We start from the raw sequence: 14390 nt of genomic DNA on the forward strand, positions 1-14390 counted from the left end.
CAATGAGGCTTATTCAGCGGCGTTCTGGAATCGGTCCGGCGACCCGTCGTCCATGAAGGACGGCCTGCTCTGAGAGAATTGGGTTGTTGAATCTCAAGTCTCAAGAAGAACAGGCCGCCGAATTTATTATACGACAGGGTTCTTGCGTGATCGAATTACGGACCTGTGTGTGCGGGTGAGGGCTGTTGCGCCGATGTCGGTCGCACCGCTGTGGCCGCCGTGTCTTGGTCTGTTCAAGTCCGTTGTGATCACGCTTACCTATCTGCGTCGGAATCGGATCCAGTGTGAGTTGGCCGAGACGTTTGGTGTGTCGCAGTCGACGGTGAGTCGGGCGATCAGCAGGGTCGGTCCGCTGTTGAGCAGAGCGTTGGAAGACTTCGTTCCGACCGTTGAGGATCTTGACACTCGGGTGCAGTACATCGTTGACGGCACGCTGCTTCCGTGCTGGTCTCGGCGTTCGCTGTACTCCGGCAAGCACAAGACCACCGGCATGAACGTTCAGGTCGCATGCACCCTGTCAGGTCGCCTCGCGTGGATCTCTGATCCAGTCGATGGAGGCCGCCACGATACGTTCTGCTTGAAGGAGTCCGCCGCGCTCACTGACCACGACCCAGCGAACTGGATCGGCGACAAAGGCTACGTCGGCAACGACATGATCACCCCGATCAAGAAGCCCGCTGGAGGTGAGCTAGTCGAATGGCAAGAACGCTACAACAGACAAGTCAACCAGGTCCGTTACGTCATCGAGCAAGCCATCGCCCATTTCAAGAACTGGAACATCATGCACACAGACTATCGGCGACCCTTGCGTACATTCAGGCAAACAATTTCAACTGTGGTCGCTCTGCACTTTTATCAACTGACTGTTGAATAAGCCTCAATGGCCCGCTCATCCCAGGATGAGCGGGCCATTCGAGCTCCCGGAGGACATCAGCCATTCATCGCGGCTACCGCCTTGAGCGAGGCGTAGAGAATGTCGAACGCCACGTCGAAGACGACGGCCAGGTGCGGCTGTAACTGCACACAACTGATTGGTGCCACTCGAAGGTGCTCATGGGGTAGTCTGGCTTTCGTATGTCGTCATGCCGGTGTGTGCGCGTGCCGGGACATCAGGACGCGCCAATGGACCAGAGCAACGCCGCGGCGGCGGCAGAGGCCTTGTGGAATGCCTGCCGCTGCACGAGCGACGTCACAGTGACGCCGTCGAGGACATCGGACGTCACCTCCTGTCCACGCACGGCCGGCAGATCGTGCATGAACACAGCCTCGGTCGGCCCACTGAACCGCCGCATCACCTCATCGGCGATAGCGAACGGAGCGAACCGGGAGAGCCAGGCCCCGTCCTGCCGGGCCGCGCCCATCGACTGCCAGCGCGTGGCGTAGACGATGTCCACGGCCGGCGGCGTGGCGGGCAGCTCGTGATGCTGCCGGACCACCTCCGCCCCACGTACGGCGTTCAGCGACTCGAGCTCCGCCGACTCGAACCCCCCGCCTTCCGGGCTATACACGTCAAGACGGGCGAACGGCAGTTTGCTTGCCAGCAGCGCCAGCGCCCGGGCTGTGTTGTGTACCTCGCCAAGGTACGCTAGGCGCAGATTCTCGATGCTACCGAAGTGCTCGCGCATGGCGACCAGGTCTGCGATCGCCTGCGTCGGGTGCTCCTCATGCGTCAACGCGTTGATCGTGGGCACGTGGGCAGCTAGGTCGACCAAGTCGCGCTGCGGCCCGTTGGTGCGTGCCACGACGACATCGAGTAGATTGGCCAGCATGGAGCCGGTGTCGCTCCAGGTCTCGCCTGTGGAGATCTGGAGATCCGACTGCCCCAGGTGCAGCACCTCGCAGCCGAGTGTCACCGCTGCGCTCCAGAACGACGTCCTAGTCCTCGTGGACGGCGCGGTGAAGACGAGCCCCGCCCGCATGCCAGCCAGTCGGCCCGCAAACGTGTCGGACGCCTGCCCGTAGCGGAACGCCAGGTCGCCAAGGGTCGAGATCTCGTCGGCGCTTAGCTCCGCCAGGCTCAGTAATGACCGTCGAGCCGATGGTCCGGAAATCACAACAATTCCACCTCAATTTGGGGGGGCCGCTCGGTCAGTCCAGGTAGCTCTCGAGATTTCCATCACGGACTGTGTCCAACGTGACACAGTGGAATCCGCCACCCAGCACCCGGGAATGCCGCAGCTGTCGCGGTACCACGGTAATGCCTTTACCCTCCAGGAGCCGGATTAGGTTCGGCTGGTTGCGGTCGACGATCGCCATCTCGGGATTGACCATCAACAGGTTCATTCCGACCCAGGGAGTACTCAACGTACGCGGGAGTACCGGCGCGATCGGCTCGTCGATGGGCGGGCACCAAAGCACGTCCCAGCCTTTCAGCGCCTCCGGGATAGTGTCCTGCCTGACACGCTCCGGGTTAAGCAGGACCAGCCCGGGTCGCAGGAAGCAGATCGTGCTGTCGATGTGGGTGCCGTGGTAGAGGTCACGTAGCGGCTGTACCCGGATGTCGCCCAGCAGGCTTAGGGTCGATTGCAGCCAACGCAGGCCCATCTCGTTGCCGCTTCGCGACACCTGGTAGAAAACGTCACGCCCGAGCCGCAGCACGTTCGCCGCCTCGAACGCCGGCTCCAGCTCTCCGAGACCTGGAGTACCCGACTCGTCCTCCAGGTACAGTTCGTCGGGTAGCCGTGGCCGCGGGGCGCCGAGCCAGTGTGCACCGCGCAGCAGATAGTCCTGGAAGAGCTCCCGCAGGTTCGACAGCTCGTAAAACCGAGCGCGGGACGGGCTGGGGGTTTCGATTATGGTCGAGCCGATGATGAGGGCGAGGTCCCGCGGGCAGTACGAGTGGCGCCCCCGGGTGCGCCAGCCGGGACCCCCGAACTCCTGCTCATGGTTGGACGCCGGCGGCTGGTGGACCACGACGCCCACCTCGCGAAGTGTGGCGACAAGGTCGGCGAGGTCTTCGTTTGTTTCCTCGATGACCCGCTGCGGGAACCGTCCGCCGACGCGTTCGCGCTCCGCCAGTGACAAGTCCGGGTAGTCGTTCAGCCATGCCGATAGATCGGTCTGCGCCGGTACTCCGGCGTTGGTGGCATCACCGACGATGATTTCGCGGAGCGGGGAAAACTCGTCCCAGGAGTTGACCGCCTGCAACGGGTGCTCCACCACTCGCTGCACCGCGTCGTGGGTCGGCAGGGTTGCCACAGACCGCGCGTCTGGTAGCAGTGTCATGTGATGTGCTCCTGTCGCATGCACGTCCGGCCCGACGGAGCACCAGCTCAGCCGAGCTCCATCCGCCAGAGCGGTCTACTCTGAAATTCGGACGACGACGACGGCGGCCGTCGTCGTCGTCCGGTGGTCCATCTGGTGCGTCTACACGGGGATGCGCTGGCCCCAGCGGCGGAACGTCAACGCCGATCCGCAGATCATCGTTCGCATCAGCCAGCGGTCGGTTCCGTCGAAACGCGCGTCGAACGGGGTCCGGGCGTGCACGACCCGCTTGTTGTCGAAGATCAGAAGGTCGCCACGCTCCATGACATGTGAGATCGCCACCTTGTTGAGGCACTCGGCTAGGTCGCGCAAAGCACCCGCTGCCTCAGCGTCGGCGTCGTCGATGGGCGCGAGATGGTGCATGTCGTACGCGATTTCGGGAGCGGACTTGGATCCCGACAGAATCGGCAGCCGGCGCAGCGGCGTTTGGCCCGGCAGCACGTGAGCGGGGTCTGGACGCACGTGGAAGCGCGGCTCGCGGAGAACCGCCACCGTCTCGGGCGCGAGCCGGACGTCCTTGGCCTGGGCGTAACGCGACGCCGCCGACCCGTCGCCACGGAGGCACAGCAGACCCGCGTAGTCGCATCGGTCGTCACGAAAACTGTCCTCGCAGTGCCAGTCCAGCATTCCGACGCTACTCTGGCTGGTCTGAGTGAACTCCATGCCACGCACGGGAACCATGTTCTGGACGAGTCTCCCGTCGTAGAGACTCGCGTAGTTGAATGGCTCACCCAGCATGACCGTCACGCTGGTGAGCAGGAGCGCCGCGCCCTGCGCCGTACCTGTGGCTGGCGCCCACGGGGCAGCCGCCGTACGCGGGAACGTGACATCCTCCGGCAGGAGGCCGCGCATGAGAACCACATCGCCGTCCGGCGCGTAACGTCGGTATTCGACAACCCGGCGGCGTACGTCTGCCGGCAGATGGGGCGTCAGTTCATTCGCGAGATCCACGAATTCATCAGGTGTGAGCGTGTCGAGGTCTCTGTTGTCGGTCAGCCGGCCGACAGCAGCCCATACCTCCGCGGCTTCGTGCGGCTGGATCCGGACCTGTGACGTAGACGTCTTCGTAGCAGGTTCCACTCGGGGCCCTTCTGTTCAGCATGCCGTGACCGACGCGCTCTTTGCAGCATGGTGAGCAGCCGGTACGTGACGGCATGGACGGAGACGATGCAATGCCAACGGCTCAGTCCTGACAGGATCGTGCAAACAGGGTGGTGCGGGGCGGGATGGTGCGGTGCGGTGCGGTGGATCAGGGACGCATCCGGGTACGGCATGGCCCATCGGGTATCCTACGCGACCAACCACGTTGTCGGGTGTCCCGTCTCCCTACATTGTGTACTCGCGTGGCGGACCATGTGGCGGACCTCCCATGACGCGAATACGACGCTCCGCTTCGGCGCTCGACGGCGCGTGGCCGGCGAACCGCCGGCATTGTGCACGCCGTCGGGGAAGCCCGCCGTCGAACGACGCGGGCTGACGTTGCCCACCGCCTGGGTAGACAAGGGATAGCCGCCGGGCGTCCACCCCGCTAATCTTCTACCATGCTCAACACGGGGGATCGACTCGTCGTCTCACTTTTCTTCGGCGACCACGACTCGAACGTGACAGTCGCCTCGCGTGACAGGGTCCTGCTCCATCTGGAAGTCGAACGACTACTCGGCGTCAAGCACATCGCCGCCACGGCCGAGGAGATGGACGAGGCCGTGGCGGCCGGGCTCCGCTATGTGGGGGCCGACGAAGACGCCGTCGACGAAGTCCTCGTTGCCAAGTGGAGCGCGAAGTGCGACCTTTCCGCGCCGATCCGCATCGGCCGGCGGACGTTCACTCCCGTCATCACCGGCCACCATGCCAACCATCTCGGAACCGCCCTACCGTCCGGCTTCGACCACTGCCTAGTGCTCTGCGCGGACGGCTGGTCCGAGGACGGAGGTGCCTCAATGTACCTCTACGACTACGGACGCGTGGACCGCGTCGCCGTCCTGGACAATACCTTCCTGACCGGTCGGGTGTACGGAACGGCCACCCAGATGACGGTCCAGCCGGACTTCATGAAAGCTCATTCCTCGGACACGGGCAAGATGTTGGGGTTGTCGGCGTTCGGACGCCACGATTCGGAGCTTGCCGCCCGCATCCGGGGCGCACTCGGTGACATCAATCGCGCGCATCCCGGTGGGGTGGACGACCTTCTCCGGCAGTTCGACCTCAGCGGCGCTTATTCGTCGATGCCCGACGAGCGGCGCCGGCACTTCGCGGCCACGGTGCAGAAAGAGTGGGAGGAGGAGCTGCTCGCGGTGGCGGCCCGCTTCCGCCCGCTGTCATCGCGACTTGCGGTGGTGGGGGGCTGTGCGATGAACGTGGTGGCCAACGGGCGGCTCGCCAACAGCGGCATCTACAGTGAGCTGTTTATTCCCGCCATGCCGTCCGACTCCGGTCAGTCGCTGGGGGCCGTGTGGAACCGCTACCGCGGCACAGTCACGTCCAGCCCGTACCTCGGCCGGCACCACGGGGTCGAGGCGACCGCGTCCTCGGTCCGCTCGATCGTCGACGACCTGACGGCGGGGCGGGTGGTGGCGCTCTACTCAGGCGCCGCGGAGTCGGGGCCCCGGGCGCTCGGCAACAGGTCCATTCTCGCCGCGCCCAGCAGCGCGGAGGTGCGGGTCCGGGTAAGCGAAGAGATCAAACGCCGCGAGTCGTACCGGCCGGTCGCCCCCATGATCCGAGCAGAGGACCTGAGTCGATTTTTCGACGGCAGCATCATGTCGCCCTACATGACGTACGCGTATCAAGCGAGGCAGGAGACGATTGACCGGGCTCCGGCGGTGGTGCATGTGGACGGTACTAGCCGGGTGCAGACGGTCGCCGCCGACCAGCACGCCCATCTGCACGCGGTCCTCACGGCCTTCGAGGTGCGGGGCGGGATCCCCATCCTGCTCAACACATCGATGAACGTCGCGGGCTCGCCCATGGTAGACACCCCCGACGGCGCACGTCGGTTCCTCAAGGAGACGGCCGTCGACGTGGTCTACCTCGGCGACGAGCGCCTCACTAGGTCATGACCGCCGGGGCGAGCGGACATGACCTGGACGCTCGCCCCGGTGAACCGGGCCGGCCCTCAACAACTGCTCGGGTCGGCGGCGCGTTCGGTGTTGGCCCGCCGGATCGCCGCCTCGTCGGGCCAAGCCCAGCCCAGCCCAGCGGGACGATCCACAAGGGCGTCAATCGCCCACCCCGCAGCTCCTTGGCGTGAAGCGACTCGATGCTTAGATGCAACCGCCGTATGTCGTACTCGTACGCCCACCGGATTGGGCGGTAGTAGGAGCCTTTTCCAACTTGTTTCGGCTGGTGGGCGGGTAGGCTGAGAGGCGCGGCTGGCGTGTCGTTGCTCTATATGAGACGAGGCTCCTGGTAGACGACGGGTTACCACACTCGTACGTCCGGCCAAGGAGCCTCGATGACCTATCCTGGCATGCTCACGCTGTCGACCGCGCACCTGACTCACCTGTCGGGCGTGTTGGCCGCCCACCGTCGCAGGATCGGTTGCCGGTGGCGGCGGCTGGCAGCCGGTAGGCAGGCGCTGTTGGTGTTGGCGCACCTTCGCAACGGTGATACTTACGCTCGTCTGGCGGCCGGATTCGGGATCGGGCTGGCGACGGTGTGGCGGTACGTACGCGAGGCCGTCGATCTACTCGCCTCCGCGGCGCCGACGCTGACCGCCGCATTGTGGCGGCTTGCTCACAACGGGCATGGCCTGGGAATTCTCGACCGAACGCTAATCGCCACCGACCGGCTCGGCGGTGCTCTCAACCGCCCGTACTACTCCGGGAAGCACCACCGGCATGGCGTGAATCTGCAAGCCCTGGCCGACCCGCGCACCGGCGAACCGGCGTGGATCTCGGCCGGGCTACCCGGCTCGACCCACGACCTGANATCTGCCGGGCGGCCAAAGCGGGCGTCGGGCTGCTGGGCGACAAGGGATACCAAGGTGCAGGCGGTACCGTCGTTACACCACACAAAGGCCGCACGTTCTCCCGCTCGCGGACGCCCTGCTCGCCAGGGGCCAGCATCATGAGCTGGTCCGGATCGACGCCGGCCACGATCTGACCGTACCGGCGGCCCTGGCCGCGGCATTGGAGGCGGAGCATTCGTTCTACGGACGCCTACGGCAGCTCGTCGGCAGCAGCGGGCCGCGGTAGCGGACCTCAGGCCGCCTCGGCGTCACCTGCGATCGGTGCCAGCCGCTGCGACGTGTACTCGCGGAACTCGCGGACGGCGGCGAGGCCGGAGTGATCGGCCAGACGCGCCAAGACCGCGAGGACTCGCTGGGAGCTACGCAGCGAGGCGATCGCCGCCGCGTGATCCACGGCGGTGCGGCCGACGGCGCACGCCTCCTAGATGTCGCCGGATGCGGCCAGCGAGGTGGCCAGCCGCGCGGTGTCGATGGCCAGGCGCCGGCGACGGGTGGGCGCGAGCGTGGCCACGGCCTGGCGCACGTCGGCTTGGGCGGCGCGGTGCTTGCCGAGGTCGACCAGGCAGTGTGCGCGTTCGTCGCCGAGGTAGGCGCCGTCGAAGTAGCCGATCCACGCCGGTTCCTCACCCGGGCGGACGGCGTCGAGTTCACGGTCGGCCATGGCCAGCGCGCGTGTGCATGCCGCTTCGTCGCCGCGGCGGGGCGTGGGCGCGCGCCTCCACCGCCGACAGTGCGGCGCGGACGGCGGGTGTGGAGCAGCGGTTGGTTCCCGCCGCTGCGGCCTGGCGCATCCGCAGGGCGGTGGTGGCGTCGCCGCAGTGCAGCGCGAGGTGGGCGAGGCTGACACCGAGGAGGTACCCGCCGTAAAGGCGGTCGGTGTGGGCGGCAGCCAGCCCGTCGAGGTAAAGCTGCTGGGCCGCGCCGACGGCACCGACATCCACGGCGGCGTAACCGGCGAGTTCGTACGCCCCCACCACAAGGCTGCGGCCCGCTGGTGTGGCAGCCGGGCCATCAGATGCGGACCGCAAAGCAGCGACTTCGCCGGTGATCAGCGCCGTGATCTGCTCGTGCACGACGCCGGCGCCGTACTGGTGGTCGGCCTCCCGACGCCGCTCCAGCTCGCCGGACGCCCGACCGAGGACAACCTCGTCCGGCGCAGCCAATGCCCGCGGGGCGGCTTCGGGTCGCAGGGTGCCCAGCAGCCATTCCAGGGCTGGGCGGTCCAGTGCGGTTGCCCGGAAGCCGGCGTCGCCGGCGGTCGGGCGGCGCACGGCGTGGAAGCGAGCCGTCTTCCACAACGTCGAGAGGGCGCCACGCGCGCCGAGCACCGCATCGCAGTCGGCGACGAACCGGTCCGACGGGACTCGCTCGGCTGTTTCGCAGCGTCGCACGGTGTCAGCGGTGTACCTGATCTTGCGTCCGGGTTCGGCCTGGGACAGGCCGGCGGCGAGGCGCAGGTGGCGTAGCTCGGCGCCGAAGTAGTGCGACATGGAAGCGGCCGGCGTCAGTCGGCGTGGCTGTTGACCCATCGCACCTCCCGACGCTACCCGCACCGGCCCAACCGGCAACTGAGGACGGTACGCCCAGCCAGCACAAACTGGATTGTGCCCGGGCCGGCGGTTTCCCGATTCCCCCTACGGCGGGCGTGCCAGCGCGGAGGTGCCCGACCCGGTTGGCCGGGCGCGCCCGGTGATCATGCTGCCTTCGACCGGAGGAAACGGCCGTGCTGCTGGGCAGTTACTTGAAGGGTGCCGCGCAGCCGGTCGATCTGGGTCCGTCCGCTGGCTCGGACGGCGGTTGGGCCCCAGCCGGCGGCTGGGGCCCAACCGTTCGTTACGCCGCGTTGCGGTGATTGCGTGGTACGAGCTTGATGGTCTTGTTGGCGGTCTCCTTTTTCAGTTCTTCGAGGATGGAGGTGTATAGGTCGGCGGTGATGCGGTAGTTGGCGTGGCCGAGGTGTCCTGGATTTCCTTCAGGGTGGCGCCGGCGGCGAGCATCATGGTGGCGGCCAGGTGGCGCAGGTCATGTAGCCGCACCGGTGGCAGCCCGGCGTCGCGCACCAGCTTGTAGAACATTCGGCTGAGCTGCTCGGGGTGCCAGGCCGTGCCGTCGGGTCGGACGAAGAACAGCCCGCTGGCCACCCACTTCCTGCCGGCCTTGAGTCGCCACCGGGCGCGCTGCGCCTTGTAGCCGCGCAGGCTGCCGGTGGTGTCGTCAGCCAGGGGAAGCTGCCGGACGCCGGCGTCGGTCTTGACGTTCTTGGTGATGGGGACGTAGCCGACGCTGGTGATCTGCTGCTCGATGCTGATCTCCCCCTCATCAAGGTCGACCGCGTCGTCGGGCAGCCCGCATGCCTCGCCCCGACGCAGCCCGCGTTGGCCGATGAGTTCGTAGACCGGTGCGATGTCCGGGGCGTGTTCGTGGGCGTAGTCGAGGAACTGACCGAACAGGTCCGGGGTCCAGACCATCACCGGTGAGGGCCGCACCCCGGTGCGCTGCCACCGCGCGATCGCCTTCTTCGTCCACAGCCTGGGCTTGGGTGGGGCGCCGGCGCAGTTCGATGTGGATGGCGGGGTTGTACTCGATGAGCCGGTGCACGCGGATGGCGTCGTTGAGGGCCTTGCGGATGGTGGCTTTGACCCGCTGCTGACTCGCCGCCCCGACCGGGCGCACTCCCTTGACCGTTTTGCGGACCGCGGAGTCGCGGCTTTCGCGGGCCTCGAGGATCTCGTCGTTGCGGTCGTCGATGGCGTTGAAGACGTCCTGGATGTGGTGGGTGCGCAGCTTCTGCAGCGGCACATCTCCGATCTCCGGCTGGAAATACAGGCGGATGTGGTCGTCGTAGTTGCGTACCGTCTTGGGCGACAGTTTCCCGCGCCGGGAGTCCAGCCACTCGCGTAGGTAGTCGCCGGTGAGGTTGTCGGCGTGCACGGCGACTCCGGCCCGGATCCGGCGGGATACCGCGTCGCGGTCCGGCAGCGGCTCGCCCTGCTTGAGCCCTTGGAGCAGGTCGGCGACCTTGCGCCTTACGTCGAGGTCGTCACCGGCCAAGGCGAGTAGTTCGCGGACCGCGTCGCGGTAGTCGACCGCGTCCTCGCGTAGCGGGTAGCCGTAGCGGCGGAACTGGCGGCGGGTGCCGTCGGCGGTGTTCGGGAGTTCTACCTGGACGGTCCAGGTGCCGTGGTGCGGGTTCCACGTCCCGTCGGCGCGGCGAAGTTTCGGGCAGGTGACGCCGACGAATTTCTTGTTGGGCTTTCGGCAGGTGCATCGTTTCGTGATTGAGTTGTCGGGCCGGGGCATGGGCACACTCCTGGTGCGGGTCGAATAGGGGTTTGCGAATTTCGTGCTTCTTACGTCGCGTGGTTGATCAACGCTCCGATTCGGGAACGGATCAAGTCATCGGCGATCCGGCCGACCCGCCGCCGGTCGGCGGTTCGGGGCGGGCTGGGGCTTCGGTGGGGATCCCGAGCACGGCCATGATGGACAGGACGGACACCCAGCGGCGTTTGCCGACGGTCATGACCGGTACGGGGAAGGCGCCTCTGCGGGCGGCGTCGTAGGCGACGGTGCGGTTCATGCCGAAGATCGACCCGGCGGTGGGGATGTCGACCAGGGTTCCCAGCGCCCGGATCTGCGCGGCGGTCCACCCGTTGGCGCGACCCTTGCCGCCGCTCACGGCCGGCCCCTGGGGAGGCGGCGGGCGGCGGCGACCGCGTCGATCATCGCCTGCCAGACCGGGCGCCGGAGCCCGTGCACCCGCTCCACCAGTACCGGGCTGCACAGGCCAAGGTGGAACAGGCACACGTCCGCGGCCGTGCGGCGGCGCCGCACGATCAGGCTCCAGCATTCGTGGTGCAGGACCGTGACGGTGGTCCCGTTGCGGCTGCGCACGGTGCGGACCGCACCGGGCGGTGGCGCGGTCAGCAGTTCGTCGACCAGGCCCGGCAGGTCGATGTAGTCGAGCAGCTCCGCGGCGGGAATGCGGGCCAGCGGCGGGTTGTGTGGTTGGGTGCGGTGCAGGTTCGGGTGGCGGGCCAGGATGCGCGCCATCCGGGTCGCCGGTCGTAGGAAGCGCCTGGTGGCCGCGGCGGTCCGCGCCGGGCCGGCGGTGGGGTGAGTGTGGGATGAGGTCGAAGGCATGGTGGGCTCCTGGAGGGCGACGTCACGGGGGCCGGCCCGCCGCGTAGCGCAGCACCGCGGGGCGGGCTGTCGGCGGCGGGCCGGAAAGCGAAACCGCCGGCGGCACCCAAGCTCGGCCTTCGGCGAGCGCGTCGGGTGCCGCCGGCGGCCGGTGAAACAGGATCCGGTCAGGATTGGGCGGGCCAGCGGGTCCGCTCGAGTAGGTCCAGGATCGGCGCGACCGGCACCCGGTACCGGCCACCAACCGCGATCACCGGCACCGGGAAAGCCCCGCGCGAGTTGATCGGATAGCCCGAGAGCGGGCGCAGCCCGAGGATCGAGGCGGCAGTCTGCAGGTCGGTGGACACACCCAGCGCCCGGATCTCCTGCGCCGTCCACCGCGACCGTCCCGCCGGACCCGGCTTGCTGGCGCGGTCGGTGGTGATGGTCTCGGTCGTGGTGGACCGGCGTAGCTGCCAGCGGCTGGTCTTGCGGTGGACGCCGACATGACGGCCGGTGCGGGGGTTGGTGTTGTCGTGGGAAGACATACAAGAACTCCTGAGAGAAGAAGATGGCCGGACCCGGCATCCGATTGCTTGCGGATGTCGGGTCCGGCCATTGGGACGGGTTGCTAGAGGTGTCGGTACGGGCCGATGTGCGTGCCGGGCCGGATGGCCGGGATCGGCTCGCCGCGGCGGCGTCGGCCCTGCGGAAGCAGGGCTCGGCCGCTGCGGTGGATCTGGTGGGCCTCCTCGGCGAGGGTGAAGCCGACATCGGTGCGTCGCCGCGAGCTGGCGCAACACCCGGATCGGAAGCGGGCCGCCAGGCCCGGCGCGGTTCTGCCGGCGGCCCCGGGCGGCCAGCCGGCGCCAGGCGCGGATGAACAGGGACATGGGATCGGCCTCCTTGGCTGACGTGACGAAGACCCCGCCGGCACGCACGCTTACGTGCTGCCGGCGGGGTCCTCGGATGTGGTGCGTTCGGCCGCTGATCACAAGCTCGGCGCGATGGAACGGCTTGCTTCGCCCAAGCAAGTCCTACTCGGCCTGCCGACGGCAGGCTCCCCTCCTAGCGCTCAGCCGGTACAGTAATGGCAGCGCCGCTCTGCCGACGGCTTCTGTATGAATCCGGGTTGGCGCCACCGCCTGAAAGGCGACCGCTCATGGTGCCGCGCACGGTAGTTGGGATTGAGCGTCTAGAGGTCGATTGGAGTGACAGTGACGGCACCGGACAACCCGGGTTCGCAGCGGTCCGCAAGTGCCTCACCACCACAACAAGCAAGCGCTGTTCACCAGCAAGCACGTGCGCAGTACTTCATCCAATCGACGGATTCAAGCCGAATCGACGTAGCCGTGTCAGTTGTTCTTGACGGAATCGTCTCCGATGGAGCACGCGGCAAAGTCGGGGAGTCGATGCAGCGTTTCGCGGACGATTTGTGCGCAAAGATGCGTGACCTCGAACGCGCTCAGCGTGAACCGAGCGCTGAAACGGCAGAGTACACTGCTAGTTTGACCATCAAAGCGGAGGAACGACTCCGACGGTCTACCGAAGGTGCGAGACGCGGCAAGCTTGACATTTCGCTGGGCTTGATTTCGCCAATATTCTCGGGCGCAGCTGGCATTATGGGAAGCTATCTTAATAGCGTCTGGCAGGCAGGCGCTTTTGGTGCGGTTGCGGCAGTTGCGGCGCTTAGTACTGTCGCAATGGTGTTGAGGGCAAAGGCGACATGAGATGAGGCTACGTCGCTACGTCCTTGCGTTGCTAGCGGCAATCCTTGCCGCAGTTATTGGAGTGTTCGTCAACTTGGCGAGCGACTCCAAGGCTTCCTCGTGGGTTGCGGTATTCGGCGCTTTAGTGGGTACCGTGATCCTCGGCTTGGTCGAAGTTTGGAGGTCACGCGCTCGTCGGGCTCTCGAACGCCCAAATATTGTTCCTCTCGTTGAGCAGCTCCGTATGCCGGAAGCGGAACACACTGCGGTGCTTTTGAAGCTGGAAGCGCAGGCTGATTCAGACCCAGGCTTGCGCCAAACTGTTGTCGATGAAGTGTGCCGTTATGTTCGGCAAGCGGCGGCCCAGGCTCAGGAATTCGACGAGGAGGTGAGCGTCCGCAGCCTGTCGGACGAGGCCAAGAATGGGCTAGCCTTGGCTCAGCGAATCTTGACCAGGCACCTTAGAGCCAGCGCGCTCTCTCAGGGCGGCGGGGAATTCTGGCCAGGAATAGATCTAAACCTTCGGAATGCAACACTAGTCGACTTTGACTTTAGCCACTGTAGGACCCGAACGTTGTCCTTCGAGGGGGCCAGGTTCTTTGGGCTTACGTCGTTTCGGAATTCCGCATCGGACCAGTACGCTCTTTTCTCTCAAGCCGTTTTCGAGGGCTTTGCCTCGTTCGAACAGTCGACCTTCCACGGTGATGCAGCTTTCGACCTAACTCAGTTCCACAACGGGGTCACATTTGAAAAGTCGCTGTTCGCCGGTGATGCAATTTTCTCGCATGCGCGCTTCGCCGGCGTCGCGGAGTTTGGTTGGATAAGTGCACTGGGTCAGACGCGGTTCGATCGGGCGTACTTTGGCGGCAGGGTTACGTTCAGTCGTGCGAGATTCGAGGCGGAGACCTCGTTTGAGTCCGCCTCTTTCGTAGGCACCGCTGAGCTTATGCACTGCTACTTCTCTGCAGGGGTTACGCTCCGAGACGCTCGCTTCGTTGGTGAGGCGTACTTTGATGGCGTGAGCGTTAATGGGCGACTGGTTTTCGACGACGCCCGATTCGACGGCACTCTATCATTGCGAGACATTGCAAGCACGGAGGAGAGCCGAATTGAATCGGCTGTACCTGCTCTGGTCTCGTCTGTTTCAGCTAGCCTTGTAAAAGCGGAGACTGAACCTCTGATGGACTTGGCTTCGTTGCTGTCGGAGCAGGGCCGGGTCGAGGAAGCGGAGCAACTGTATCGCCGCGCCATCGATGCCGGCAGGCAGGATGCTTTGGGCGGCTTGGCTTCATTGCTGTCAGAGCAGGGCCGGGTCGAGGAAGCGGAGCAAC

The 14390-nt window shown here is 66.2% G+C and carries 15 protein-coding genes; 5 read left to right on the forward strand and 10 right to left on the reverse strand.

Features of this window, described 5'->3' with window-relative positions; translation table 11 throughout:
* Positions 1 to 142: 142 nt before the first annotated feature.
* Complete coding sequence (locus IEY75_RS19970; RefSeq protein WP_229789943.1) at positions 143 to 874, forward strand: transposase family protein; 732 nt, start codon at positions 143 to 145, stop codon at positions 872 to 874.
* A 235-nt stretch (positions 875 to 1109) separates the two neighbouring features.
* Here the strand turns inward: IEY75_RS19970 and IEY75_RS19975 are convergent, their stop codons facing one another.
* From IEY75_RS19975 to IEY75_RS19985, 3 genes are all read right to left on the reverse strand, one after another.
* Complete coding sequence (locus IEY75_RS19975; RefSeq protein WP_189115936.1) at positions 1110 to 2054, reverse strand: ornithine carbamoyltransferase; 945 nt, start codon at positions 2052 to 2054, stop codon at positions 1110 to 1112.
* A gap of 34 nt (positions 2055 to 2088) precedes the next feature.
* Positions 2089 to 3225 (reverse strand): scyllo-inosamine-4-phosphate amidinotransferase, encoded by a 1137-nt coding sequence (locus tag IEY75_RS19980; protein WP_189115937.1) that lies wholly within the window; start codon positions 3223 to 3225, stop codon positions 2089 to 2091.
* Between the two features lie 141 nt (positions 3226 to 3366).
* The gene (locus IEY75_RS19985; RefSeq protein ID WP_189115938.1) at positions 3367 to 4344 is read right to left on the reverse strand and encodes a TauD/TfdA family dioxygenase; all 978 of its coding nucleotides are present in this window, start codon (positions 4342 to 4344) and stop codon (positions 3367 to 3369) included.
* A gap of 461 nt (positions 4345 to 4805) precedes the next feature.
* Between IEY75_RS19985 and IEY75_RS19990 the strand changes: the two genes are divergently transcribed.
* Complete coding sequence (locus IEY75_RS19990; RefSeq protein ID WP_189115939.1) at positions 4806 to 6320, forward strand: carbamoyltransferase C-terminal domain-containing protein; 1515 nt, start codon at positions 4806 to 4808, stop codon at positions 6318 to 6320.
* A 410-nt stretch (positions 6321 to 6730) separates the two neighbouring features.
* Positions 6731 to 7333 carry a transposase family protein gene (locus IEY75_RS19995; protein WP_444544011.1) on the forward strand — a complete coding sequence of 201 codons (603 nt, stop codon included), beginning with the start codon at positions 6731 to 6733 and terminating at the stop codon, positions 7331 to 7333.
* Between the two features lie 319 nt (positions 7334 to 7652).
* Here the strand turns inward: IEY75_RS19995 and IEY75_RS20005 are convergent, their stop codons facing one another.
* The 7 genes from IEY75_RS20005 to IEY75_RS20030 form a co-directional block, all read right to left on the reverse strand.
* Entirely contained in the window at positions 7653 to 7892 is a 240-nt protein-coding gene (locus IEY75_RS20005; protein WP_189115942.1) for a hypothetical protein, read from the reverse strand.
* Positions 7879 to 8721, reverse strand: a complete 843-nt coding sequence (locus tag IEY75_RS20010) for a helix-turn-helix domain-containing protein (protein WP_189115943.1) — start codon at positions 8719 to 8721, stop codon at positions 7879 to 7881. The genes IEY75_RS20005 and IEY75_RS20010 overlap by 14 nt, the downstream gene beginning before the upstream one ends.
* Positions 8722 to 9126: 405 nt before the next feature.
* Positions 9127 to 9636, reverse strand: a complete 510-nt coding sequence (locus tag IEY75_RS21140; RefSeq protein ID WP_229789948.1) for a tyrosine-type recombinase/integrase — start codon at positions 9634 to 9636, stop codon at positions 9127 to 9129.
* Complete coding sequence (locus IEY75_RS20015; RefSeq protein ID WP_229789944.1) at positions 9551 to 10531, reverse strand: N-terminal phage integrase SAM-like domain-containing protein; 981 nt, start codon at positions 10529 to 10531, stop codon at positions 9551 to 9553. Before IEY75_RS20015 ends, IEY75_RS21140 begins: the two co-directional genes overlap by 86 nt.
* A gap of 91 nt (positions 10532 to 10622) precedes the next feature.
* A complete protein-coding gene (locus IEY75_RS20020; protein ID WP_189115944.1) occupies positions 10623 to 10907 on the reverse strand; it encodes a DNA-binding protein in 285 nt (94 codons plus the stop codon).
* On the reverse strand, positions 10904 to 11371 hold the full coding sequence (locus IEY75_RS20025) for a hypothetical protein (protein WP_189115945.1): 468 nt from the start codon (positions 11369 to 11371) through the stop codon (positions 10904 to 10906). Before IEY75_RS20025 ends, IEY75_RS20020 begins: the two co-directional genes overlap by 4 nt.
* 167 nt (positions 11372 to 11538) lie before the next feature.
* Positions 11539 to 11898 (reverse strand): DNA-binding protein, encoded by a 360-nt coding sequence (locus IEY75_RS20030; protein WP_229789946.1) that lies wholly within the window; start codon positions 11896 to 11898, stop codon positions 11539 to 11541.
* A gap of 669 nt (positions 11899 to 12567) precedes the next feature.
* On the opposite strand from IEY75_RS20030, the gene IEY75_RS20035 reads away from it, so the two are divergent.
* Together IEY75_RS20035 and IEY75_RS20040 are read left to right on the forward strand one after the other, a co-directional pair.
* Entirely contained in the window at positions 12568 to 13080 is a 513-nt protein-coding gene (locus IEY75_RS20035) for a hypothetical protein (RefSeq protein ID WP_189115946.1), read from the forward strand.
* A gap of 1 nt (position 13081) precedes the next feature.
* Positions 13082 to 14390: pentapeptide repeat-containing protein (locus IEY75_RS20040; RefSeq protein ID WP_189115947.1), on the forward strand; the 1309-nt coding region annotated here is incomplete at its 3' end.

The sequence above is a fragment of the Pilimelia terevasa genome (genome assembly GCF_014647915.1).
GTDB classification, from domain to species: domain Bacteria; phylum Actinomycetota; class Actinomycetes; order Mycobacteriales; family Micromonosporaceae; genus Pilimelia; species Pilimelia terevasa.